This is a genomic window from Roseicyclus mahoneyensis, from assembly GCF_003148775.1.
Classification (GTDB): Bacteria; Pseudomonadota; Alphaproteobacteria; order Rhodobacterales; family Rhodobacteraceae; genus Roseicyclus; species Roseicyclus mahoneyensis.
The window spans coordinates 191,590-211,769 of sequence record NZ_QGGW01000002.1 but is presented as its reverse complement, the minus strand read 5'-3'; the positions used below and the strand labels follow the sequence as shown (position 1 = coordinate 211,769).

Genomic DNA, 20,180 nt, shown 5'->3' with positions numbered 1-20,180 from the left:
CGGGTGTGCCTTTTGGCCGCGCTGATCGCGCTTTGCACCGCGCCGGCCGTCGGCCAGAGCGATCCTGCGCGCGAGATGCTGTTGCGGATGGACCCTCCCGATGCGGCCTTGCGCTACACGGTGATCGGCCGCGAGACCGCGCTGATGCCTTGGGATATCGAATCGATCGACCTGTCCGAAAGCGGTGGCATAACCGATATCTTCATACGACTTGCACCCGAGGCGGCCGCCACGCTGGCCGCGATGACGGAATTGGCTTCGGGAAGCCGGATGGTGGTCAGGATCTGCGGCCACGTTCTGCGGGACACCGACGTGACCGAGGCGAACCCCACCGGTACGCTGTATCTTCCCAACACGACCGCTGCGCGCGGTGAAGCTGTGCGCGCTCTCTGGCAAGGGCGGACCCGATGTGACAGGCTGGCGCCGGAGGTATTCGCCGATGGCAACTGACAAGACACCGCTTCTGGCGGTCCTGATCGACGCGGACAACACGAGCCACAAGCACGCCAAGGCGATCTTCGACGAGATAGCCAGCCTTGGCGAAGCCAGCGTGCGGCGGATCTACGGCGATTTCTCCTCGAACCACATGAAGGGATGGTCGGGCGTTCAGGCGGAGTTCGGCATCGTGCCGCATCACCAGCCGGCCAACACCGTGGGCAAGAACGCCAGCGACATCGCGCTGGTGATCGACGCGATGGACCTGATGCATTCGGGCCGCTTTGACGGCTTCGTGCTGATATCGTCCGACAGCGATTTTACCCGGCTGGCGCAGCGTATCCGCGAACAGGGGCTAGACGTCTATGGCATCGGCCAGCAAAAGACGCCCGACGCTTTCCGCAAGGCCTGCAAACGGTTCATCTTTGTCGAGAACATCCTGCCCGCCGATCCGAGGTCCGAAGCCTCGACCGACAAACCCGCCGACAAGCAATCCCTGACCGAGGCGCGCGATCTGATATTTCGCGCCATGGACGGGATCGAGCAAGATGATGACTGGTATTCGCTGGGACAGGTGGGTCAGTTCATCACCGCCGCGAATCCCGATTTCGACACGCGGACCTATGGCAAGCGCAAGTTGAGCGATCTGGTGCAGAGCCTGAAGATGCTGGAAGTCAAGCGGGGCGCGGGCAACCAGTTGCTGGTGCGGCGGCTGGATTGAACCGTGGTTCGGGGGCTCTGCCCCCGTCGCCTGCGGCGACCCCCCCGGGATATTTTTGAAACAAAGAAGCAGGGGCGGGCGCGCTGATCTTGATGTTCGGGTGAAGGCTAGGGGCGCCGGTAACGGGCGAGGAAGGTCTTGACCGCCTCGGAGGCGACACGGTCGATCTCGGCCTCGGGCGGGTCTTTTTCGATCCCGAAGAGCACCTTGAGCATCAGGTCGGCGCGGCACAGCTGCGCCAGTTGGTCGGCGGCAAGGGCCGTATCCTCGATGTTGAGGGCTGCGCGCGCCCTGGGGCTATCGAGATATTGCGCGATCTTGCGACCCCATTTTTTCGGGCCGCTTTCATAGAAGGTGCGGCCAAGCTCGGGAAAGCGCTGCGCCTCGGCGACGCAGACACGGAACATGTCCTGTCCGAAGTCGGACAAGATGAAGGTCATCAGCGCCTTGCAGATCACATGCAGCGTTTCCTCGACGCTCAGGTCGCCCGCATCCATCAGAAATTCGATCTCGGCCTGCTGGGCGCATTCGGATTCGAGCACGGCAAGGAACAGGTGCTGCTTGTCGGGGAAATAGCTGTAGAGCGTGGCCTTGGACACGCCGGCGTCGCGCGCGATCTCGTCGACACTGGCACCCTCATAGCCCTCGCGCATGAAGACGGTGCGCGCGCCCTCGATCACCTGGTCGAACTTGCGACCTTTCTTGATCTGCGGCTCAGCATTCATCTGGTCATCCCCTTGCCCCCTGCTGACAATGTAAACCACTCGGTTCAGTTTGGGCAAGGATTTCGCGCCGCAGGGCGTTGCGTTTGTGGCAATGGACTCTGGCTTGGGGCCGGTCTAGCCAAGATCCATGATCGAGATATTCCTCAAGACGCTGCCGTTCTTTGCGCTGATCGGGCTGGGCTATCAGGCCTGCCGGAGCGGGTTCTTCACCGCCGAGGCGGCGGCCTACCTGACCAAGTTCGTCTTTTATTTCGCGCTGTCGGCGATGCTGTTCCGCTTTGCCGCGAACCTGTCGCTGTCCGAGATCTTCAACTGGTGGTTCGTGGCGGCCTATCTGTGGGGTTGTTTCGTGGTCTACGCGATTGCCACGGCAGTGGCGTTCTTGCGCCGAAGGTCGATCGAAGAGGCGGCGGTCGAGGCGCAATGCGCCGTGATCGGCAACACCGGCTTTCTGGGCGTGCCGATGCTGATCGTGCTGATGGGCGAGGCGGCGGCGGGTCCGGTGCTGATGGTACTGTCGCTCGATCTCATCGTGTTTTCCTCGATCATCGTCATCTTGATCACCGGCAGCCGCGACGGGCGGATGTCGATGGGCATCCTCAAGACCGTGGGCATGGGTCTGGTGAAGAACCCGATGATCGTGTCGATGGTGCTGGGGCTGGCGTGGTCCTCGACCGGATGGGCGGTGCCGGGGCCGGTGAACGAGTTTCTCGCCATCCTCGGGGCGGCGGCGACGCCCGGTGCGCTGTTTGCCATCGGCGCTTCGCTGGCGGGCAAATCGGCCGAGCGGGTGCAGGTCGCGGGCTGGTTGAGTTTTTGCAAGCTGGTGCTGCACCCTTTGGCGGTGGCCTTTGCGGCCTTGCTGTTGTTTCCCGTGCCCGTGTTTGACGCCGCGGTGATGATCGCCGCCGCCTCGCTGCCGGTGGCGGGCAATGTCTACATTCTGGCGCAGCATTACGGCGTCGCGCCGCAGCGGGTATCGGCTTCGATCCTGATCTCAACGGCGCTCAGCATCGTGACGGTGTCGGTCGTCATCGCCTGGGTTTCGGACATGGCGGGGATCGTGCCGGGCGGCTGATCCGCTTGCGGGCGGGGCGTGTGCCGGGCTACGCCTTGACTGGAGACAACAGGAGGGCGCCATGGACACGATCTCGGAGAACCGGAGTTTTGGCGGCACGCAAGGCGTCTACCGCCATGCCTCGGACGCGACGGGCACCGACATGACATTCGGCCTGTTCCTGCCCGTCGAGGCGGAGGATGGGCCGGTGCCGGTGCTGTGGTACCTGTCGGGACTGACCTGCACCCACGCCAATGCGATGGAAAAGGCTGGCGCGCAGCAATGGGCTGCAGAGCAGGGCATCGCGCTGGTCTTTCCCGACACCAGCCCGCGGGGCGCGGGCGTGCCGGATGATCCGGCCTATGATCTGGGGCAGGGCGCGGGGTTCTACCTGAACGCGGTGCAGGACCCTTGGGCCGAGCATTTCCAGATGTGGAGCTACATCACAGAGGAGTTGCCGCAGGCGCTGTTCCGCCGCTTTGCGCTGGACGAGGCGCGGCAGGCGATCACGGGGCATTCCATGGGCGGGCATGGCGCGCTGACCATTGCGATGCATCATCCCGACCGTTTCGCCAGTGTCTCGGCCTTTGCGCCGATCTGCAACCCGATGGAGAGCGATTGGGGCCGCAAGCAGTTCACCGCCTATCTGGGCCCCAACACCGCCTTGTGGGAGGCGCATGACGCGAGCCAGCTGATGCGCGAGCGCGGCTTTCCGGGGTCGATCCTGATCGACACCGGCACGGCGGACCAGTTTGGCGACCTGCTGAAGACCGAAGCATTGGCCGAGGCGATGGCGGCGCGGCGTCAGCATGCGACGCTGCGGTTTCAGCCGGGATACGATCACAGCTATTACTTCGTCACCAGCTTCATCGAGGATCACGTGACCTTTCATGCCGAGGCGCTTTATGCGGTGCGCGAATGACGCCAGAGGCGGTGATCTTCGACATCGGCAATGTGCTGATCGGCTGGAACCCCGAGGCGCATTATGATCGCCGCATCGGTGCGGCGCGGCGCCGGGCGCTGTTTGCCGAGGTCGATCTGCAGGGTATGAACGAACAGATCGACCTTGGCGCACCGTTTCGCGAGACGGTCACTGCTATGGCCGAACGCCACCCGGAATGGAGCGTCGAGATCCGGGATTGGCATGACAGCTGGATCGAGATGATCCAGCCGGTGATCGCGCCTTCGGTCAGCCTGTTGCGGCGGCTTCGGGCCAAAGGGGTTCCAGTCTTTGCGCTGTCGAATTTCGGGGTCGAGAGCTACGCCTTTGCGCAGACGAAGTTCGATTTTCTCAACGAGTTCGACCGGGAATTCATCTCGGGGCGGATGCGTGTGATGAAGCCCGATCCCGCCATCTATGCAGCGGTGGAAGAGAGCGTGGGTCTTGCCCCCGGCGCCCTCTTGTTTGCCGATGACAGGCCCGAGAACATTGCGGCGGCGCAGGCGCGCGGCTGGCAGACGCATCTGTTCGAGCATCCGCAAGGATGGGCGGCGCGACTGGTTGTGGCGGGTCTGTTGACCCCTGAGGAGGTTGAAGGGTGACTGTGCAAATGATCGGGCCCGAGGCCGAGGCGCGGCTGGATTGGCTGGCGCTGTGCGATGCAATCGAGGCGGGGCACAGGCGGCCAAGGGCCGAGATCGCGGATATCTTTCTGTACCGCGGCAAGGATACGCTGCTCAGCCGGGCGGCTTGGATCGACGGGCTGGGGCAACTGGTCAAGACGGCGACGATCTTTCCGGGCAATGTGGCGCATGGCAAACCGGCCGTGAACGGGTCAGCGGCGGTCTATTCCGATCTGGACGGGACGCTCGCGGCGATCGTCGATTTCCACCTGCTGACCAAGTGGAAGACCGCCGGTGACAGCCTGTGCGCGGCGCGCATCCTCGCACGGCCGGACAGCGAGGTGATCTTGATCGTGGGTGGGGGCACCGTGGCCCGATCGCTGAGGCAGGCCTACGCGGCAGCGTTTCCGGCCGCGCGACTTCAGGTCTGGAACCGCACCCCCGTCAGCACCGCGCGCATGGCCGAGGATTTTCCGGACACCGAGCAGGTACGCGATCTGGAGACCGCCGTGCGGGGCGCAGATATCGTCACCTGCGCCACCATGGCGACGGATCCGGTGATCTCGGGTGACTGGCTGCGCCCGGGCTGTCATCTCGACCTGATCGGGGCCTATCGTCCCGACATGCGCGAGGCAGATGACCTTGCTTTGCAACGGGCGCGCATCTTCGTCGACAGCCGGGAGACGACCATCGGCCATATCGGGGAGTTGAAGATCCCGCTGGCCAGTGGCGCGATCACCGAGGGCGATGTGGTGGCGGATTACTACGACCTAGGCACTGGCGCTTTTGCGCGGCGGTCTGGCGATGAGATCACGCTGTTCAAGAACGGCGGTGGTGCGCATCTCGATCTGATGGTGGCACGCTATATCCTTGACAGAATGGGCTGAGGGGGTTCTGCTGGCGAGGGGGCTGTCTGCCCCCTCGCACTCCCCCGGAGCATATTTGTGGAAAGATGAAGATGTCAGGCAGGTTGTGCTGCCGGCGCTCGGTCCTTGAGCGGGATTTCCCGGATCGGCAGGTGCACGATGGCCGAGAGCGCGCCCACGGCGACACCGATCCACCAAACCGCGGTGTAATCGCCATAGACATCATAGAGCGCGCCGCCCAGCCAGACGCCCAGAAAGCTGCCCAGCTGGTGCGAGAAGAACACCAGGCCGTAAAGCGTGCCCATGTAGCGTAGCCCGTAGATATGGCCGACGAGACCCGAGGTGAGCGGGACGGTGGCAAGCCAGAGCGCGCCCATCACGATGGAAAAGGCGATGACCGTCTCGGGCGTGATGGGCAGCAAGATGAACAGGCCCGCGGCCAAGGTGCGGCCAGTGTAGATCAGCGCCAGTAGATAGCGTTTGGGAAAGCGGTTGCCGAGCCATCCGGCGGTGATCGTGCCCACGATATTGGCCAGCCCGATGAGCGAGATGGCCATTGCGCCAAGGGCCGAGGTCGTGGTGACGCCGATCCCGTGCAGCATAGAGCCGGGGTCGATCGGGCCGCAAAGCTCGGTCACGAAGGCGGGGAAATGGGCGGTGATGAAGCCGAGCTGGTAGCCGCAGGAGAAGAAGCCGATGAAGATAAGCGCAAAGGACGGATCGCGGATGGCTTTCCCGACAATCTGGCCCATGCTTTCCTCGGTCACAGGCTTGGGGGCCGTCGCCGGCGCACGCAGCAGCGGCAGGGCAAAGAGGCTGGCGAGGATCATCCCTGCGAAGATCACGAACACGGTCTGCCAGGGAAAGACCGACAGCAATCCCTCGGCCAACGGCGCGCCAATGACCTGACCGGCTGACCCTGCCGCCGTGGCGATTCCCAGCGTGACGGATCGGTTCTTGTCCGATGCCGCGCGGCCCACGATGGCGAGGATCACGCCGAACCCCGTGCCCGCGATGCCGAAGCCCACAAGGATTTCGAGCCACTGGTGCTGGCCGGGCGTCACCGCGTAGGACGACAGGATCAGCCCCGCCGCATAGAGCAGCGCGCCGAGGATGATCGCCTTGCGGTTGCCGAACCGGTCGGCGATGGCCCCGAAGATCGGCTGGCCGATCCCCCAGGCGAGGTTCTGGATCGCAATGGCGAGGCTGAATTCCGCGCGCAGCCAGCCGAATTCCTCGGCGATGGGGATCTGGAACACCCCGAAGCTCGCGCGTACCGCAAAGCTGAGCACGATGATGATGCAGCCGCCGATCAGCACCGGCGTGAAAAGGCTGTCCTGTCGGGTCATTGGCACGGGTCCCCTGTGGCGCGGCCACAGATGCACGGGCGGCAAGCCGCGTCAATTGACGGCTTGTGATGGGGACTACAACACCCGCTTAACGACCGGCACGAATGGGTGTAGGGACGCGCCCCATGGGACAGCATCTGCAAGCGATCTACGACACCCGCGTGGCCGAGGGCCTGTTGCGCCCCGACCCGGCGCAACGCGCGGCGCTCTTGCGGCTTGAGGATCTGCGCGAGCGGCTGGAGGTGCGGCAGAAGCCGCAGACCGGCCTCTTTGCGCGGTTCCGAAAGCCCGAGTTGCCCGAGGGCAAGCAAGGCCTTTACCTTTGGGGCGGGGTCGGACGCGGCAAGTCGATGCTGATGGACCTGTTCTTTCAGCACGCGCCGACGACCGAGAAACGCCGAGTGCATTTCCATGCCTTCATGCAAGAGGTGCAGGCGGGTCTGCACGAGGCGCGCAAGACGGGCGTGGATGACGCGATCAAGCCGGTGGCGGAGGGGATCGCGCGGAACCTCAAACTGCTGTGCTTCGACGAGATGCAGATCACCGATATCGCCGATGCGATGATCGTGGGCCGCCTGTTCGAGAAGCTCTTTGCCGCCGGCGTGGTGATCGTGACCACGTCGAACCGGCCGCCCCGTGACCTCTACAAGGACGGATTGAACCGGCAGCTGTTCTTGCCATTCATACAGCTTCTGGAAGACCGGATGGAGGTCGACCAGCTCGACGCCATGACCGATTACCGGCAAGACAGGCTGGCCGGATCGCCAGTCTATTTCGCGCCGCTGGGGGCGCAGGCTACAGCCGCGATCAACGAGATCTGGCGCGACCTGACCGGCGCCCGCGAGGAGGAACTGTGCCTTGAGGTCAAGGGCCGCGAGGTGCGTCTGCCGCGCTATTGGGCGGGGATGGCGCGGGCATCGTTTTGGGATCTGTGCGGCCAGCCGCTTGGGCCTGCCGATTATCTGGCGCTGGTGGGCGCGGTGAAACTGCTGGTGCTGGAGGGGATCCCCCGGCTTGATGCGACCAAGTTCAACGAGGCCAAACGTTTCGTTACGCTGATCGACGCGCTTTACGAGGGGCATGTGCGGCTGATCTGCACGGCCGAAGATGCGCCGGAACGGCTTTATCTCGAAGGGTCGGGCAGTTTCGAATTCGAACGCACCGCCAGCCGCTTGCGCGAGATGGAGGGCGCGGATTGGGGTGCGGGGCGCGACGCGCTGGGCTGAGATGCGCCCGCCGGGTTTTCGCCTCTGGGTCTTTAGTGGTATCATCACGATCCGCCGGAGGTGGATGCCGCAATGATCACTGAGGTCGAAGTTTATTTCGCCAAAGGCTGTGGGCGCTGCGCGCGGTTCGACACGTCCGGCTGCGCGACGCAGCTCTGGGCCGAGGGGCTGGCGGCGCTGCGGCGCCTTTGCCTCGAAGGCGGGCTGATGGAAACCGTGAAATGGGGCCAACCCTGCTATATGGCGAACGGCCGCAACGTGGTGATCCTTGGCGCCCTAAAGACGGATTTCCGGCTCAGCTTCTTCAACCCTGCATTGATGCGGGACCCCAAGGGCGTGCTGGAGCGCGCCGGGCCCAACACGCGCCACGCGGGCATGATGCGCTTCACCGAGTCCGCGCAGGTCGCGGCGATGGCGCCAGTGATCCGCGCCTACCTCGACGAGGCGCGTGCATATGCCCAGGCGGGCATCCTGCCGCAGAGGGAAACCGCGGATCTGGAACTGCCCGATGATCTGATGGACATGCTCGACGCTGACCCGGAACTGGCGGAGGCGTTTCACGCGCTCACGGCGGGGCGGCAGCGGAGCTATGTGATCTCGATGTCCTCTGCCAAACGGCCGGAGACGCGGGTGGCGCGTATCGTCAAGCTGCGGGGGCATATCCTGAATGGGAAGGGCGCGACGGAGCGCTGAAGCCTCCGGGGCAGAAAAACCTCCCCGCGCGGTACGGGGGGAAAGGCCTGCGGCACCGGGGGCAACCAGTGCCGCAAGTTCCGGGCTCACATGCCCGACATCGACACCGCGAAACCGGTGAACCCGCCCATGCCCAGATCAGCCCGCAGCGTTGCGGCCCCGGTGGCAAGCTCGATGCTGTAAAGGCCCGCGCTGTCGCTACCCTCCATCTGCAAGATCGCATAGGCCATGTCGGTCCCTTCCTCGGGCGAGACGATGTCGAACCCGCCCATGACCGACAGGTCTGCGGCCATGCCGTCGACGGTGACGGGGGCGACCGTCATCAATGTCCCGTCATTGTTGGCCAGCGTTACCAACGCATCGGTGGCGGCATCGAGCGCGTATTGCAGCGTGCCGGATGCCGTCATGCCGACGATGGCATTGGTGTAGGCATTGGCAAAGATCATAGGCGCGGCACCTTCGTTGGTATCGCCCGCGACATAGGCCAGATCGGTGAAACGGCGCAGCGATCCGGCGCGGTCGTCGTTGTCGCCGAAGCCTTGGGGGAAATAGACGAGGTTGTCGCCTGCCGAGGACACGACGCGTACCGCGTCGATGGCATTATTGAAGTCGAAGCCGACCATGGCGCCTTCGGCCACTGTCGCGCCGTCCATCACGACAGCGCCCAGATCGGTCAAGGCGCCCGATGTGGGGTCGATCGTGTAGACGGCGCCATTGGTGTAGCCCAGCAAGTCACCCGTGACCGGGCGAAAGGCGATGGCATCGATCGGCATGGCGAGCGGATGGGCCATGATCTCGCCCGGTGTCTCGAGGTCAGGCATCACCAGGAGGGTGGTGCCGCCATTGCCAAGCGCATAGCCCGTCAACGCGGGCCCGGAATGGTCGTCGGCCAGCGTCGGGCCGGAGGCGAGGGCCAGAACACCGGCTACGGTCAGAAAGCGGAGGGTCATCGGAACATCCTTTTCTTGTGTCTCAACGGGTCAGCCGGGGCACTTGCTGCGCCCCGATGCCATCAACCACGGTGCCGGAGGGTTCAAGGTTTCACACCCGCCGAAAAAAATGGCACGGGCAGGTGATCCGCGCGGTTTTGCAGCGCAGTGCGACCGCGGCCACCCGGCCGGTGTTGACCCCGGAAAGGGGACGGATACCGTCGGTGCAAAGACGTAATGGAGGTCCAGATGTCCCAGTTTTCCGTGCCGAGCCGCGCCTTGATGCTTGCCCTTCCCTTTGCGCTGATCGCGGCGCAGGCGGGGGCGCATACGGGCCATGGGATTGGGTCCGGCTTCGTCAGCGGGTTTGTGCATCCGGTCATGGGGGTTGACCATGTCGTGGCGATGGTAGCGGTCGGCCTGTGGGCGGCGCTGCTGGATCGTCCGGCGCTGTGGATCTTGCCGGTCTTGTTCCCTGTCGTCATGGTTGTCGGCGGCGCGCTGGGCGTGATGGGCGTTGCGCTGCCTGCGGTGGAGGCCGGCATCGCCCTATCGGGCGTGGTGCTGGGCCTGCTGGTCGCCTTGGCTGTCCGCGCGCCGGTCTGGGTTTCCGCTCTGATCGTCGGGGTCTTCGCGGTGTTCCACGGCCACGCGCATGGCACCGAACTGCCTGAGGCCTACGGGCCCTATGGCTATGCGGCCGGTTTCGTCGTAGCGACCGCGCTTTTGCATGCCGCAGGCATGGCGCTGGGGCTGTTCACGCAGTCCTCGGTTGGCAAGACGGCGGTGCGGGGCACGGGCGGCGCGATTGCGTTGGTCGGCTCGGCCTTCCTTTTCGGTGTCGCCTGAGGTCAGGAGCAGCGACCCCGGCGGGTGCCGGGGTCAGCTGATTGGCAGGACCGCGTCGCAGTTCAGGCGCACGTCCATCGGGTAGGCCTGCAGGGGCGTGAACGGGTCAATCGAGCTTGCCTCGATCCATGTGTTGTCGATGCAGACATCCTGTGCCCAGTTGCCGCCGTTGAAGCCAAATCCGCCAACCGCCCCGCAATCATTGACCTCGCCATTGGCGTTCCATTCCTGATAGGTCTGTTGACTGCGGCTACCCCCGGTCGGAAACTGCAGGCTGCGCGTGTCGAAATGCAAAAGCCATGAGGTTTCGGGCTTCAGCATCGCGAGCGACCAGAAACCGACCGGCAGCCCGTCATGGAACCCTTGGACGCGAAAGCCGGTGACCTGAGTTTCGTTGATGATCCCGGTATCCAGCAAGGCCTCGGGAAACTCGATCTGGCCTTCCATCGTATAGCCGTTGGCGCCGATCCAGCAGAACTGGAACCGCGCAGTCGCAGCGGCGGGATGGGCGGTCAGCAGACCGGCGGCGGCAAGGGCGATGAGGCGCAGGGTCATGGAAGAAAGTGTGGGGGTAGAACCACGCCCGTCAAGGGCCGATGGCTGCAGGTGCCGAAAACCTTACCCGTTTTCCTTCAGAATCTCGCCCGCCAGATAAAGCGAGCCGCAGATCAGCACGCGTGCCTGCGGCGTCTCGGCGAGAATGGCGGCCAAGGCCGCGGCGACGCTTGCCGCCTCTTGCGCGCGCAAGCCCGCCGCAAGCGCAGCGGCAGCGGTATCGGCTGCGGACAGCGTCGCCGCCTGACCAGGGATCGAAACGGCGCGCAGGCTTTGCGCCACGCCCGCCAGCGGCATCATGTAGCCTGTAACGTCCTTGGTGTTCAGCATCCCGCAGATCAGATGCGTGGGCCGCGCGGGCAGGTCGGCCAGCAGTGCGGCAATGGCCCGGGCGGCATGCGGATTGTGCCCGCCGTCCAGCCACAATTCGGCTTCGCGCGCTGCCTCGGCCAAGGGGCCGTGGCGCAGGCGCTGCATCCGGGCGGGCCATGACACGCGGGTCATGGCGGCCTCGCAGGCAGCCTCGTCTTGGCCGAGCGCGCGAAGCGCCGCAAGGGCGATCCCGGCATTCTCGACCTGATGGGCACCAAGCAAAGCGGGTTTCGGCAGATCGAGCAGGCCGGTTTCATCCTCGAACACCAGCCGCCCGCGTTCCGCGCGCACATGCCAGTGCTGGCCATGCGCGATCACGGGTGCGCCAAGCCGCGCGGCCTGTGCTTCGATCACCTCGAGCGCCGCGTCTTGCTGGCGGCCCACGATCACCCGAACGCCGCGCTTGATGATCCCGGCCTTTTCCGCGGCGATCTGTGCCAGCGTGTCGCCGAGATATTGCTGGTGGTCCATGTCCACGGGCGTGATCACCGTCAGCGCCGGGCGATCCACGACATTGGTGGCATCGAGCCGCCCGCCAAGCCCGACCTCGAGCAAGGTATAATCCGCCGGTGTCTCGGCGAAGGCGACGAAGCCAGCGGCGGTCGTGATCTCGAAAAAGGTGATCGGGTCCGGGCCGTTGGCGGCAAGGCAGCGGTCCAGCGTGGCGACCAGCCGCCCCTCGTCGATCAGGTCGCCCGCGACCCGGATGCGTTCGTGAAACCGCGCCAGATGCGGCGAGGTATAGGCATGGCAGGTCAGCCCCGCCCCCTCCAGCCCGGCGCGGATCATCGCCTGCGTGGAGCCCTTGCCATTGGTGCCCGCCACATGGATCACCGGCGGCAGGCGGCGTTCGGGCTGGCCGAGCGCGGCAAGGATGCGGTGCACCCGGTCAAGCGTCAGGTCGATGACCTTGGGGTGCAGCGCCATCATCTTGTCAAGCAGGATGGCGGAGGAGGGCAGGCTCACGGTGCGACCGGCGCCCCGTCAGTTTTGCCCTCAGCGGGCGCATCGGGGGCGGGCAAGTCGCCTGCCACGGGTGGCGGCAGGCCCATCAGCATCCGGGTGATGGTGATGAGGTCCTCTCGCAACTGACCGCGCGGCGTGACGCGGTCGAGCATGCCGTGATCAAGCAGATACTCCGCGCGCTGGAATCCTTCGGGCAGCTTTTCACGGATCGTCTGTTCGATGACGCGGGGCCCGGCGAAACAAATCAGCGCATTGGGTTCCGCGATCTGGATGTCGCCCAGCATCGCGTAGGAGGCCGTGACGCCGCCCGTTGTGGGGTGGGTCAGCACGACGATATAGGGCAGGCCCGCCTCTTTCAGCATCTGGATCGCCACGGTCGAGCGCGGCATCTGCATGAGCGACAAGATACCCTCCTGCATGCGCGCGCCACCGGCGGCGGAGAACAGGATCAGAGGGCGCTTGAGCGTCACGGCGCGTTCGCAGGCCGCAATGATCGCGTTGCCGACATACATGCCCATGGACCCGGCCATGAAGCTGAAATCCTGCGCGGCGGCGACGACGGGGGTGCGCCCGATCTCGCCTTCGGCGACCAGCATCGCCTCGGCCTCGCCGGTGGCTTTCTGGGCGGCGCGCAGGCGGTCGGGGTATTTCTTCTGGTCGCGGAATTTCAGCGGGTCATCGATCGGTTTGGGCACCGAGACCTCGGCGAAAATGCCATTGTCGAACAGCGCCTCGAAGCGGGCGCGGGGCGTGATCGCCATGTGATGCCCGCAATTGGTGCAGACGTTCAGCGCGTCCGACAATTCACGGTGAAACAGCATGGTCCCGCACTCGTCGCATTTGGTCCAGAGGTTCTCGGGCATCTCGCGGCGCGAGAAGATCGAGTTGATCCGGGGACGGACGTAGTTGGTGATCCAGTTCATGCGGGGCTCCGGCGCCGTTCGATGACAGGGCAGCAGATAAGCGAGCGGGGCGCTGGTTGCAATCGTGGCTTGGGGGCTCTGCCCCCGCCACGCCCGTTCCGGGCGCGTCTCCCCCGGGATACTTAGGAAACAGAGAAGCGGCGGCGTGTGGCGAAGCGGATCGCAAGCCAGATCCCCAGCATGACCGCCATGCCCGACAGCAGCATCGGCCGCAGGTCGGCGGCGGGCACGCTGTCCATTGGAACGGTATAAAGCGCCAGACCCGACAAGGGGCCGTCGAGCCCGAGAAACAGGATCGCGACCGCGTTGTTGGCGAAGTGGAACCCCCAGGCCGCGCCGATGGTGCCCGTGCGCGCGGTCAGATCGGCCGCGCAAAGCGCGAAGATGAACACCGCCGCCACCACCAGCCAAGCATTGTCGCCCATGACGCCGGGCTGGTAGTGCAGCACCGCAAACAGCGCCGAGGGCAGGACCATCCAGACCAGCGGCGATGCGAAGCGTGCGGCCAGCTGGCTTTGGATATAGCCGCGGAACAGGATTTCCTCGGCCCCGGTCTGGATCAGGATGCTGACCAGCGCCAGCGGCAGGAAGGCGGCCCAGAGGCCCGGGGCAAGATTGGGCACCGGCTCGATACCCGACGGGATGAGGGCGGTCACGCCGTTGGCCACGGCGCAAATGGCGGCGGCGATGACGAAGTGGCGCAACAGGCGGGCGCGCGGCCCGAACAGCGATCCGACAGGGCGCCGGTGCAGCCATTTCGCAGCCAGCATCGGCCCGAGCGCCATGCCCACGAAGGTGGCCAGAACCAGAAGCGTCGCCGTGGGCGTGTCGGCGGCAGCCATGCGCCCCATCCACGCAGTGGCACCCTCCAGCCCGCTGACGGCGACGAGAAGGCCGAAGATGGCCGCGATGCCGAGGCCATAGACAGCGCTGGCAAGGATCAGGCCAAGTCCGAGACGCCAGAGCGCAGGGCGCAGGCGCGCCGGCGCCACGAAGTCCGAATGAGCGGCATACTGCATCGATCTTGCCTTTTGCGGCTTTTGCTTGACGTCAGTCTAGACTGCGAGAGGGAGCGCGGCAATCGCGCTTGTCTGGCCCGCCGCCCGCGTCTATTCCGGTAAAAAACGAGCCGATCTTCATGAAGATGCCAAAGGGAGGGCCCCGCCATGTCAACGGGCAAGCTAGACAAATCGAACCTGCCGAGCCGCCATGTGACCGAGGGCGCCTCGCGCGCGCCGCACCGGTCGTATTTTTACGCCATGGGCCTGACGGACGAGGAAATCCACCAGCCCTTCGTCGGCGTCGCCACCTGCTGGAACGAGGCCGCGCCCTGCAACATCGCGCTGAACCGCCAGGCGCAATCGGTCAAGATCGGTGTCAAGCAAGCCCGTGGCACGCCGCGCGAGTTCACCACCATCACGGTCACCGACGGCATCGCCATGGGCCACGAGGGGATGCGCTCATCCCTCGCCTCGCGCGATGCGATCACAGACACGGTGGAACTGACCATGCGCGGGCATTGCTATGACGCGCTGGTGGGGCTGGCGGGCTGCGACAAGTCGCTGCCGGGCATGATGATGGCGATGGTGCGGCTCAATGTGCCGTCGGTCTTCATCTATGGCGGATCGATCCTGCCGGGGCGGTTGGACGGGCGCGACGTGACGGTGCAGGACGTGTTCGAGGCGGTGGGCCAGCATCAGGCGGGCAACCTGTCCGACGAGGCGCTGGCGGTGCTGGAACGCGTCGCCTGCCCCAGCGCGGGCGCCTGTGGCGGGCAGTTCACCGCCAACACCATGGCCTGCGTGTCGGAAGCCATCGGCCTTGCGCTGCCCAATTCCTCCGGCGCGCCCGCGCCCTATGAGTCCCGCGACCAATATGGCGTCGCCTCCGGACAGGCGGTGATGAAGCTGTTGGAACTGGGCATTCGTCCGCGCGACATCGTTACCCGCAAGGCGCTGGAAAACGCCGCCCGCGTCGTGGCCTGCACCGGCGGGTCGACCAATGCGGGCCTGCACCTTCCCGCCATCGCGCACGAGGCAGGGATCGATTTCAACCTGTTCGACGTGTGCGAGATCTTCAAGGAAACGCCCTATTTCGTCGACATGAAACCGGGCGGCCAATATGTCGCCAAGGACCTGTACGAGGCGGGCGGCGTGCCCGTCGTGATGAAGGAATTGCGCAAGATCGGCCTGATCCACGAGGACTGCATGACCGTCACGGGCCGCACCATGGGCGAGGAGCTTGACCTGATCGAGCGCGAGGCCGACGGCCGCGTGATCCATCCCGCCGCAACGCCGCTGACCGAAACCGGCGGTGTTGTGGGCCTCAAGGGCAACCTCGCCCCCGAGGGTGCCATCGTGAAGGTCGCGGGCATGACGCCCGAGCAGCAGGTCTTTACCGGCCCCGCGCGTGTCTTCGAATGCGAGGAAGACGCCTTCGAGGCGGTCAAGGACCGCGCCTATGCCGAGGGCGAAGTCATCGTCATCCGCAACGAAGGCCCCAAGGGTGGCCCCGGCATGCGCGAAATGCTGTCGACCACATCGGCGCTGTCGGGTCAGGGCATGGGCAAGAAGGTGGCGCTGATCACCGATGGCCGGTTCTCGGGCGCGACCCGTGGCTTCTGCGTCGGCCATGTCGGCCCCGAGGCGGCGGTGGGTGGTCCCATCGGCCTGCTGCAGGACGGCGACATGATCACCATCGACGCGATCACCGGCGAGTTGTCCGTGGCCCTGACCGATGCCGAACTGGAAACCCGCCGAAAGGCGTGGAAAGGCCCGCGCGAGACGATCTACGCCACCGGCGCCTTGTGGAAATACGCGCAGCTGGTCGGGCCTGCGGTCGACGGGGCGGTGACCCATCCCGGCGGCGCCAAGGAAAAGCATGTCTACGCCGATCTTTGACATCAAGCGACAGGCCGCGCGTGTCGCGGCCTGTCTTTTCTTCTGCCTTGCCTTGGCCGGCTGCGGTGGCGTGTTGGGCGCGGTGGCACCGGCGCCTGCGGAAATAGCGGTCACCTCTGACCTGATCGTGGTGACAGGGCCCGAGGGCTATTGCGTCGATCCGACGGCCACCCGGAATTCTGATGACACAGGCTTTGTCCTTTTGGGCAATTGTGCCGCCATCGCCAATTCCGGCGGTGCAGCGCAACCGGCTGTCCCGGCGGTTCTGACCGCTGCCGTTTCCGAGCCGTCCGACGGTGGCCGGCTGGCGGACAGCATGGCCGACCTCGACACATTCTTCCGGTCCGAAGATGGGCTTCGCCTGATCAGCCGCACGGGCGATGCCTCGACGGTAACCGTTCTGGATACCGCCGTGGAGGGGGATGTATTCTTGCTTCATGCCTCAGACAGCAGCGCTGCTGCCATTGACGGCGTGCAAGGGGATTACTGGCGCGCCTATCTCGATGTCGGCAACCGCATCGCGACGCTGTCCGTCCTTGCGCTCGAGGATCGTGCTCTCAGCCGGGACGACAGTCTTGTGACCCTGCGCGAGTTCATCAGCGCGGTTCAGGCGGCCAATGCCGGGCCAGAGCCGCCGGCCGCCGTTTCTGTGGCCCCCGACCAACCTGCGCCAGCGGCGGCGGCTCCCGGTGGTCGCAGGCTCTTTAATGTGGGGCTGTTTCGGCGCATCTTGGGTTAGGCAGGGTGTTGGGTCGTGAATGGGATTGAACATGGGTAACGAGCGCGCCAGTTTTCTGGATAGGTTCGGCTTGACGCAGACGCTCAGGCGCTGGACCCGCGCGATGCAGTCGCCCGGAACGCTGGCCGCGCGCGACCTCAAGGCGATGCACGGGCAGATGCGGGCCGCGCGCGACCGGATCGATGCGCTGGCCGCCACCGCCGAGACCGAGTTGCTGATCCGGGCGCAGGGCGAGGACGGCATCGACCGGCCAGACCAGTGCGACTGGGCCGAGCGTGCCACGCCGTGGCGGCAGAAGATCAAGCCGCGGGGTCATGTGCGACCCGGTTCGCCCCATGATATCGGCGGCGGTCTGACCTTGTTTCACGACGCCACCGAGGCAGAGCTGAGCCTGAGGCAGGACCCGGTGCCCGATAGCATCCGCGGTCCGGCCTTTGGTCTGGTGTTCGAGGTCTACCGCTTCGACGGGTCCTTCCTGTCGCTGGTGCAAGATCTGCCCGAGGCGGCATTGCGGGGGCTTACGCTCAACCATTTCATCGCCGTCCATCTGCGCATCGCGCGCGAACAGCCGGTCGAGGTTTATGCAAGGCTGAACGTGCAGCATGGCCCCAACCTTGAACAGATCGTCCGCCAGTTCGAGTTCCGCGATGGGATTGGCCGGGCTGAGTTCGACCTCGCCTATAGCAAGATCAACGAAAAGCGCCTTGAAAAGGCATGGCTCGACCTGATCTTCGAGGGGCCGGAAATGAACCGGCTCGCAATCTGGGACATGGTCGTCCTGCGCGCGCCGCGGGCGGATATCTGAGCGAGGAACACGCCATGCAAGATGAAGCATTGACCCGGGTGCGGTTGCACGGAGGCCGCTACGAGGGCCTGTATTCAGGCCCGCCCGACGTCGGTATCGAGGCCCTGCATCAGGGTCAGGTGATCGCCGTGGCGAAAATCACGCCAGAGGATGCCGCGCCGTCGCGCTTTCGGATCGCGTTGGACCTTCCGCCCTCGGTGATCGGCGAGGGGGTGCAGGTCATCACGCTTCGCTCGACGCTGTCGGGGTCGGCGCTTGACCGGATCACCCTGATGGCGGGGGACCCGCTGGACGAGGACATCCGCGCCGAGGTCGCGCTTTTGCGCGACGAGTTGGAGTTGCTCAAGCACGCCTTTCGCCGTCAGGCTGCGGCAACCGGGTCGCGCTGATCCGCCGGTGACGCCGCGTAGCGCGTGACAGCTGCGCGCGGGCAAGGTTACCTGCACGTCATCTAGGCAGGGGAGGGCCGGTATGACCCACGCAACCTATCCGCATCTTCTGGCGCCGCTGGACCTTGGGTTCACCACGCTGAAAAACCGCGTGCTCATGGGCTCCATGCACACCGGGCTCGAGGAAACCAAGGATTGGCCGCGGGTCGCCGCCTTCTACGCCGAACGCGCGCGGGGGCAGGTGGCGCTGATCGTGACGGGCGGCATGGCGCCGAACCGCGAGGGGGGCGTCTTTCCCGGTGCGGCGGGCTTGTTCACCGATCAAGATATCGCCAACCATCGCATCGTCACCGATGCCGTCCATGCCGAGGGCGGCAAGATCGCCATGCAGATCCTGCACGCCGGCCGCTACGCCTACAGCCCCGATTGCGTGGCCCCTTCGGCCATCAAATCCCCGATCTCGCCCTTTCCGCCCAAGGAACTGGATGAGGACGGGATCGAGAAACAGATCGCCGATATCGTCACTGCCGCCGTCCGCGCCCGCGAAGCCGGATATGACGGAGTCGAGATCATGGCGAGCGAGGGGTATTTCCTCAACCAGTTCCTCGTGACCCATACCAACAAGCGCACCGATCACTGGGGCGGCAGTTACGAGAACCGGATGCGTCTGCCCGTCGAAGTAGTGCGCCGCGCGCGTGTGGCCGTGGGCCTCGACTTCATCATCATCTACCGCCTCAGTATGATCGACCTTGTCCCCGACGGGTCGACCTTCGACGAGGTGGTGCAGCTTGCCAAAGCCGTCGAGGGCGCGGGCGCCACGATCCTGAACACCGGCATCGGCTGGCACGAGGCGCGCATCCCGACCATCGCTACCTCCGTGCCCCGCAAGGGTTTTGCGTGGGTGACGCAAAAGCTGATGGGCAAGGTGGGCATCCCGGTCATCACCTCGAACCGGATCAACATGCCCGATGTGGCCGAGGATGTGCTGGCAACCGGCTGCGCTGACATGGTGTCGATGGCGCGCCCCTTTCTGGCTGATTCGCAATTCGTGCAAAAGGCCATGGAGGGTCGCGCGACCGAGATCGCGCCCTGCATCGCCTGCAATCAGGCCTGTCTTGACCACACCTTTTCGGGCAAGCTGACGTCCTGCCTCGTGAACCCGCGCGCCTGTCACGAGACCGAATTGCGCTACGATCCCGCACCTGCGCCGCGCCGCATCGCGGTCGTCGGCGCGGGGGCGGCGGGCATGGCGGCGGCGCTGGTGGCGGCCGAGCGTGGCCATGCGGTAACGCTCTGGGACAAGGCGGATCAGGTCGGCGGGCAGCTCAACATGGCCAAGACGATCCCCGGCAAGGAGGAATTCGTGGGTCTTGTCGACTGGTTCGCCACCATGCTCGACCGGCGCGGCGTCGACCTGCGGCTGGGCGCATCGCCCACGGTCGATGACTTGCGCGGCTTTGACGAGGTGATCGTGGCCACTGGTGTGCGTCCGCGCGATCCCGCCATCCCCGGTCAAGACGGGCCGAATGTGCTGTCCTATGTCGATGTTCTGGCGGGCCGCGCGCCGGTTGGCCGCCGTGTGGCCATCGTGGGCGCGGGCGGCATCGGGTTCGATGTTGCCGAGTTTCTGGTTCATCAGGGCGAGAGCCCGACCGAAGTGCCGGAGTTGTGGCGCCGCGAATGGGGCGTTGCCGATCCGGAGTTGCATCGCGGCGGCCTTGCCCCCGAGGGTCCGCGCCCCGAGGCCTCCGCGCGCGAGGTCGTGTTGTTGCAGCGCAAGGCCGAAAAGCCGGGCAAGCGGCTGGGCAAGACGACCGGCTGGATCCACCGTGCCAGCCTGACGATGAAGGGGGTGCGGATGGTCGCGGGCGTCAGCTACGACCGGATCGACGCGGAGGGGCTGCATATCACCATGGGCGACACGCCCACGGTGCTGCCGGTCGATACCGTGGTGCTCTGCGCCGGGCAGGTGATGGAACGCGGTCTGGCCGATGAGCTGATCGCGGCAGGCCTCACACCCCATGTGATCGGCGGCGCGGATGTGGCGGCGGAACTTGACGCCAAGCGCGCCATCGATCAGGGGATGCGACTGGCCGCGACGCTCTAGTCTGTGCGCAT

At 65.5% G+C, this 20,180-nt stretch carries 21 protein-coding genes; 14 read left to right on the top strand and 7 right to left on the bottom strand.

The window, feature by feature from the left end; translation table 11 throughout:
• The first annotated feature begins 3 nt into the window (after nucleotides 1–3).
• Together C7455_RS05960 and C7455_RS05955 are read left to right on the top strand one after the other, a co-directional pair.
• Nucleotides 4–450: a hypothetical protein gene (locus C7455_RS05960; protein WP_146199942.1), complete on the top strand. Its 447-nt coding sequence runs from the start codon at nucleotides 4–6 to the stop codon at nucleotides 448–450.
• Nucleotides 440–1,156: an NYN domain-containing protein gene (locus tag C7455_RS05955; RefSeq protein ID WP_109666505.1), complete on the top strand. Its 717-nt coding sequence runs from the start codon at nucleotides 440–442 to the stop codon at nucleotides 1,154–1,156. The genes C7455_RS05960 and C7455_RS05955 overlap by 11 nt, the downstream gene beginning before the upstream one ends.
• A gap of 107 nt (nucleotides 1,157–1,263) precedes the next feature.
• Here C7455_RS05955 and C7455_RS05950 read toward each other — a convergent pair whose 3' ends face one another.
• Complete coding sequence (locus C7455_RS05950) at nucleotides 1,264–1,881, bottom strand: TetR/AcrR family transcriptional regulator (RefSeq protein ID WP_109666503.1); 618 nt, start codon at nucleotides 1,879–1,881, stop codon at nucleotides 1,264–1,266.
• A gap of 127 nt (nucleotides 1,882–2,008) precedes the next feature.
• Here C7455_RS05950 and C7455_RS05945 point away from each other — a divergent pair, with 127 nt between their 5' ends.
• The 4 genes from C7455_RS05945 (at nucleotide 2,009) to C7455_RS05930 (ending at nucleotide 5,388) form a co-directional block, all read left to right on the top strand.
• Nucleotides 2,009–2,959: an AEC family transporter gene (locus C7455_RS05945; RefSeq protein WP_109666502.1), complete on the top strand. Its 951-nt coding sequence runs from the start codon at nucleotides 2,009–2,011 to the stop codon at nucleotides 2,957–2,959.
• A 61-nt stretch (nucleotides 2,960–3,020) separates the two neighbouring features.
• Nucleotides 3,021–3,860, top strand: coding sequence for an S-formylglutathione hydrolase (gene fghA / locus C7455_RS05940; RefSeq protein ID WP_109666500.1), 840 nt, complete (start codon nucleotides 3,021–3,023; stop codon nucleotides 3,858–3,860).
• Nucleotides 3,857–4,480: an HAD family hydrolase gene (locus tag C7455_RS05935; RefSeq protein ID WP_109666498.1), complete on the top strand. Its 624-nt coding sequence runs from the start codon at nucleotides 3,857–3,859 to the stop codon at nucleotides 4,478–4,480. Before fghA ends, C7455_RS05935 begins: the two co-directional genes overlap by 4 nt.
• Nucleotides 4,477–5,388 carry an ornithine cyclodeaminase family protein gene (locus tag C7455_RS05930; protein ID WP_109666496.1) on the top strand — a complete coding sequence of 304 codons (912 nt, stop codon included), beginning with the start codon at nucleotides 4,477–4,479 and terminating at the stop codon, nucleotides 5,386–5,388. Before C7455_RS05935 ends, C7455_RS05930 begins: the two co-directional genes overlap by 4 nt.
• A gap of 74 nt (nucleotides 5,389–5,462) precedes the next feature.
• On the opposite strand, the gene C7455_RS05925 is transcribed toward C7455_RS05930, so the two are convergent.
• Nucleotides 5,463–6,716: an MFS transporter gene (locus C7455_RS05925; RefSeq protein ID WP_109666494.1), complete on the bottom strand. Its 1,254-nt coding sequence runs from the start codon at nucleotides 6,714–6,716 to the stop codon at nucleotides 5,463–5,465.
• Nucleotides 6,717–6,841: 125 nt separating this feature from the next.
• Between C7455_RS05925 and zapE the strand changes: the two genes are divergently transcribed.
• Nucleotides 6,842–7,942, top strand: a complete 1,101-nt coding sequence (zapE, locus tag C7455_RS05920) for a cell division protein ZapE (RefSeq protein ID WP_109666493.1) — start codon at nucleotides 6,842–6,844, stop codon at nucleotides 7,940–7,942.
• Nucleotides 7,943–8,014: 72 nt separating this feature from the next.
• Nucleotides 8,015–8,635: a YdeI/OmpD-associated family protein gene (locus C7455_RS05915; protein WP_109666491.1), complete on the top strand. Its 621-nt coding sequence runs from the start codon at nucleotides 8,015–8,017 to the stop codon at nucleotides 8,633–8,635.
• A gap of 86 nt (nucleotides 8,636–8,721) precedes the next feature.
• On the opposite strand, the gene C7455_RS05910 is transcribed toward C7455_RS05915, so the two are convergent.
• The gene (locus tag C7455_RS05910) at nucleotides 8,722–9,585 is read right to left on the bottom strand and encodes a DUF4394 domain-containing protein (RefSeq protein WP_109666490.1); all 864 of its coding nucleotides are present in this window, start codon (nucleotides 9,583–9,585) and stop codon (nucleotides 8,722–8,724) included.
• A gap of 228 nt (nucleotides 9,586–9,813) precedes the next feature.
• Between C7455_RS05910 and C7455_RS05905 the strand changes: the two genes are divergently transcribed.
• Nucleotides 9,814–10,413 (top strand): HupE/UreJ family protein, encoded by a 600-nt coding sequence (locus C7455_RS05905; protein WP_109666828.1) that lies wholly within the window; start codon nucleotides 9,814–9,816, stop codon nucleotides 10,411–10,413.
• A gap of 33 nt (nucleotides 10,414–10,446) precedes the next feature.
• On the opposite strand, the gene C7455_RS05900 is transcribed toward C7455_RS05905, so the two are convergent.
• The 4 genes from C7455_RS05900 to C7455_RS05885 form a co-directional block, all read right to left on the bottom strand.
• The gene (locus C7455_RS05900) at nucleotides 10,447–10,968 is read right to left on the bottom strand and encodes a hypothetical protein (RefSeq protein ID WP_109666488.1); all 522 of its coding nucleotides are present in this window, start codon (nucleotides 10,966–10,968) and stop codon (nucleotides 10,447–10,449) included.
• A 63-nt stretch (nucleotides 10,969–11,031) separates the two neighbouring features.
• On the bottom strand, nucleotides 11,032–12,306 hold the full coding sequence (locus tag C7455_RS05895; protein WP_109666486.1) for a bifunctional folylpolyglutamate synthase/dihydrofolate synthase: 1,275 nt from the start codon (nucleotides 12,304–12,306) through the stop codon (nucleotides 11,032–11,034).
• A complete protein-coding gene (gene accD / locus C7455_RS05890; RefSeq protein WP_109666484.1) occupies nucleotides 12,303–13,229 on the bottom strand; it encodes an acetyl-CoA carboxylase, carboxyltransferase subunit beta in 927 nt (308 codons plus the stop codon). The genes C7455_RS05895 and accD overlap by 4 nt, the downstream gene beginning before the upstream one ends.
• Before the next feature lie 122 nt (nucleotides 13,230–13,351).
• Complete coding sequence (locus C7455_RS05885; RefSeq protein ID WP_109666482.1) at nucleotides 13,352–14,248, bottom strand: CPBP family intramembrane glutamic endopeptidase; 897 nt, start codon at nucleotides 14,246–14,248, stop codon at nucleotides 13,352–13,354.
• A 147-nt stretch (nucleotides 14,249–14,395) separates the two neighbouring features.
• Here C7455_RS05885 and ilvD point away from each other — a divergent pair, with 147 nt between their 5' ends.
• The 5 genes from ilvD (at nucleotide 14,396) to C7455_RS05860 (ending at nucleotide 20,169) form a co-directional block, all read left to right on the top strand.
• The gene (gene ilvD / locus C7455_RS05880; protein ID WP_109666480.1) at nucleotides 14,396–16,129 is read left to right on the top strand and encodes a dihydroxy-acid dehydratase; all 1,734 of its coding nucleotides are present in this window, start codon (nucleotides 14,396–14,398) and stop codon (nucleotides 16,127–16,129) included.
• Nucleotides 16,110–16,868, top strand: coding sequence for a hypothetical protein (locus C7455_RS05875; RefSeq protein WP_109666478.1), 759 nt, complete (start codon nucleotides 16,110–16,112; stop codon nucleotides 16,866–16,868). The genes ilvD and C7455_RS05875 overlap by 20 nt, the downstream gene beginning before the upstream one ends.
• Nucleotides 16,869–16,899: 31 nt before the next feature.
• Nucleotides 16,900–17,673, top strand: coding sequence for a DUF6478 family protein (locus C7455_RS05870; protein ID WP_146199941.1), 774 nt, complete (start codon nucleotides 16,900–16,902; stop codon nucleotides 17,671–17,673).
• Nucleotides 17,674–17,687: 14 nt separating this feature from the next.
• Nucleotides 17,688–18,062, top strand: coding sequence for a hypothetical protein (locus C7455_RS05865; RefSeq protein ID WP_109666473.1), 375 nt, complete (start codon nucleotides 17,688–17,690; stop codon nucleotides 18,060–18,062).
• Nucleotides 18,063–18,144: 82 nt separating this feature from the next.
• On the top strand, nucleotides 18,145–20,169 hold the full coding sequence (locus tag C7455_RS05860) for an NADPH-dependent 2,4-dienoyl-CoA reductase (protein ID WP_109666471.1): 2,025 nt from the start codon (nucleotides 18,145–18,147) through the stop codon (nucleotides 20,167–20,169).
• Nucleotides 20,170–20,180 lie beyond the last annotated feature (11 nt).

Coding starts and splice junctions, on each gene's coding strand:
- C7455_RS05955 (WP_109666505.1), top strand. CDS start 440: ATGGCAACTGACAAGACACCGCTTCTGGCGGTCCTGATCGACGCGGAC.
- C7455_RS05950 (WP_109666503.1), bottom strand. CDS start 1,881: ATGAATGCTGAGCCGCAGATCAAGAAAGGTCGCAAGTTCGACCAGGTG.
- C7455_RS05945 (WP_109666502.1), top strand. CDS start 2,009: ATGATCGAGATATTCCTCAAGACGCTGCCGTTCTTTGCGCTGATCGGG.
- fghA (WP_109666500.1), top strand. CDS start 3,021: ATGGACACGATCTCGGAGAACCGGAGTTTTGGCGGCACGCAAGGCGTC.
- C7455_RS05935 (WP_109666498.1), top strand. CDS start 3,857: ATGACGCCAGAGGCGGTGATCTTCGACATCGGCAATGTGCTGATCGGC.
- C7455_RS05925 (WP_109666494.1), bottom strand. CDS start 6,716: ATGACCCGACAGGACAGCCTTTTCACGCCGGTGCTGATCGGCGGCTGC.
- zapE (WP_109666493.1), top strand. CDS start 6,842: ATGGGACAGCATCTGCAAGCGATCTACGACACCCGCGTGGCCGAGGGC.
- C7455_RS05915 (WP_109666491.1), top strand. CDS start 8,015: ATGATCACTGAGGTCGAAGTTTATTTCGCCAAAGGCTGTGGGCGCTGC.
- C7455_RS05910 (WP_109666490.1), bottom strand. CDS start 9,585: ATGACCCTCCGCTTTCTGACCGTAGCCGGTGTTCTGGCCCTCGCCTCC.
- C7455_RS05905 (WP_109666828.1), top strand. CDS start 9,814: ATGTCCCAGTTTTCCGTGCCGAGCCGCGCCTTGATGCTTGCCCTTCCC.
- C7455_RS05900 (WP_109666488.1), bottom strand. CDS start 10,968: ATGACCCTGCGCCTCATCGCCCTTGCCGCCGCCGGTCTGCTGACCGCC.
- accD (WP_109666484.1), bottom strand. CDS start 13,229: ATGAACTGGATCACCAACTACGTCCGTCCCCGGATCAACTCGATCTTC.
- C7455_RS05885 (WP_109666482.1), bottom strand. CDS start 14,248: ATGCAGTATGCCGCTCATTCGGACTTCGTGGCGCCGGCGCGCCTGCGC.
- ilvD (WP_109666480.1), top strand. CDS start 14,396: ATGTCAACGGGCAAGCTAGACAAATCGAACCTGCCGAGCCGCCATGTG.
- C7455_RS05875 (WP_109666478.1), top strand. CDS start 16,110: ATGTCTACGCCGATCTTTGACATCAAGCGACAGGCCGCGCGTGTCGCG.
- C7455_RS05870 (WP_146199941.1), top strand. CDS start 16,900: ATGGGTAACGAGCGCGCCAGTTTTCTGGATAGGTTCGGCTTGACGCAG.
- C7455_RS05865 (WP_109666473.1), top strand. CDS start 17,688: ATGCAAGATGAAGCATTGACCCGGGTGCGGTTGCACGGAGGCCGCTAC.
- C7455_RS05860 (WP_109666471.1), top strand. CDS start 18,145: ATGACCCACGCAACCTATCCGCATCTTCTGGCGCCGCTGGACCTTGGG.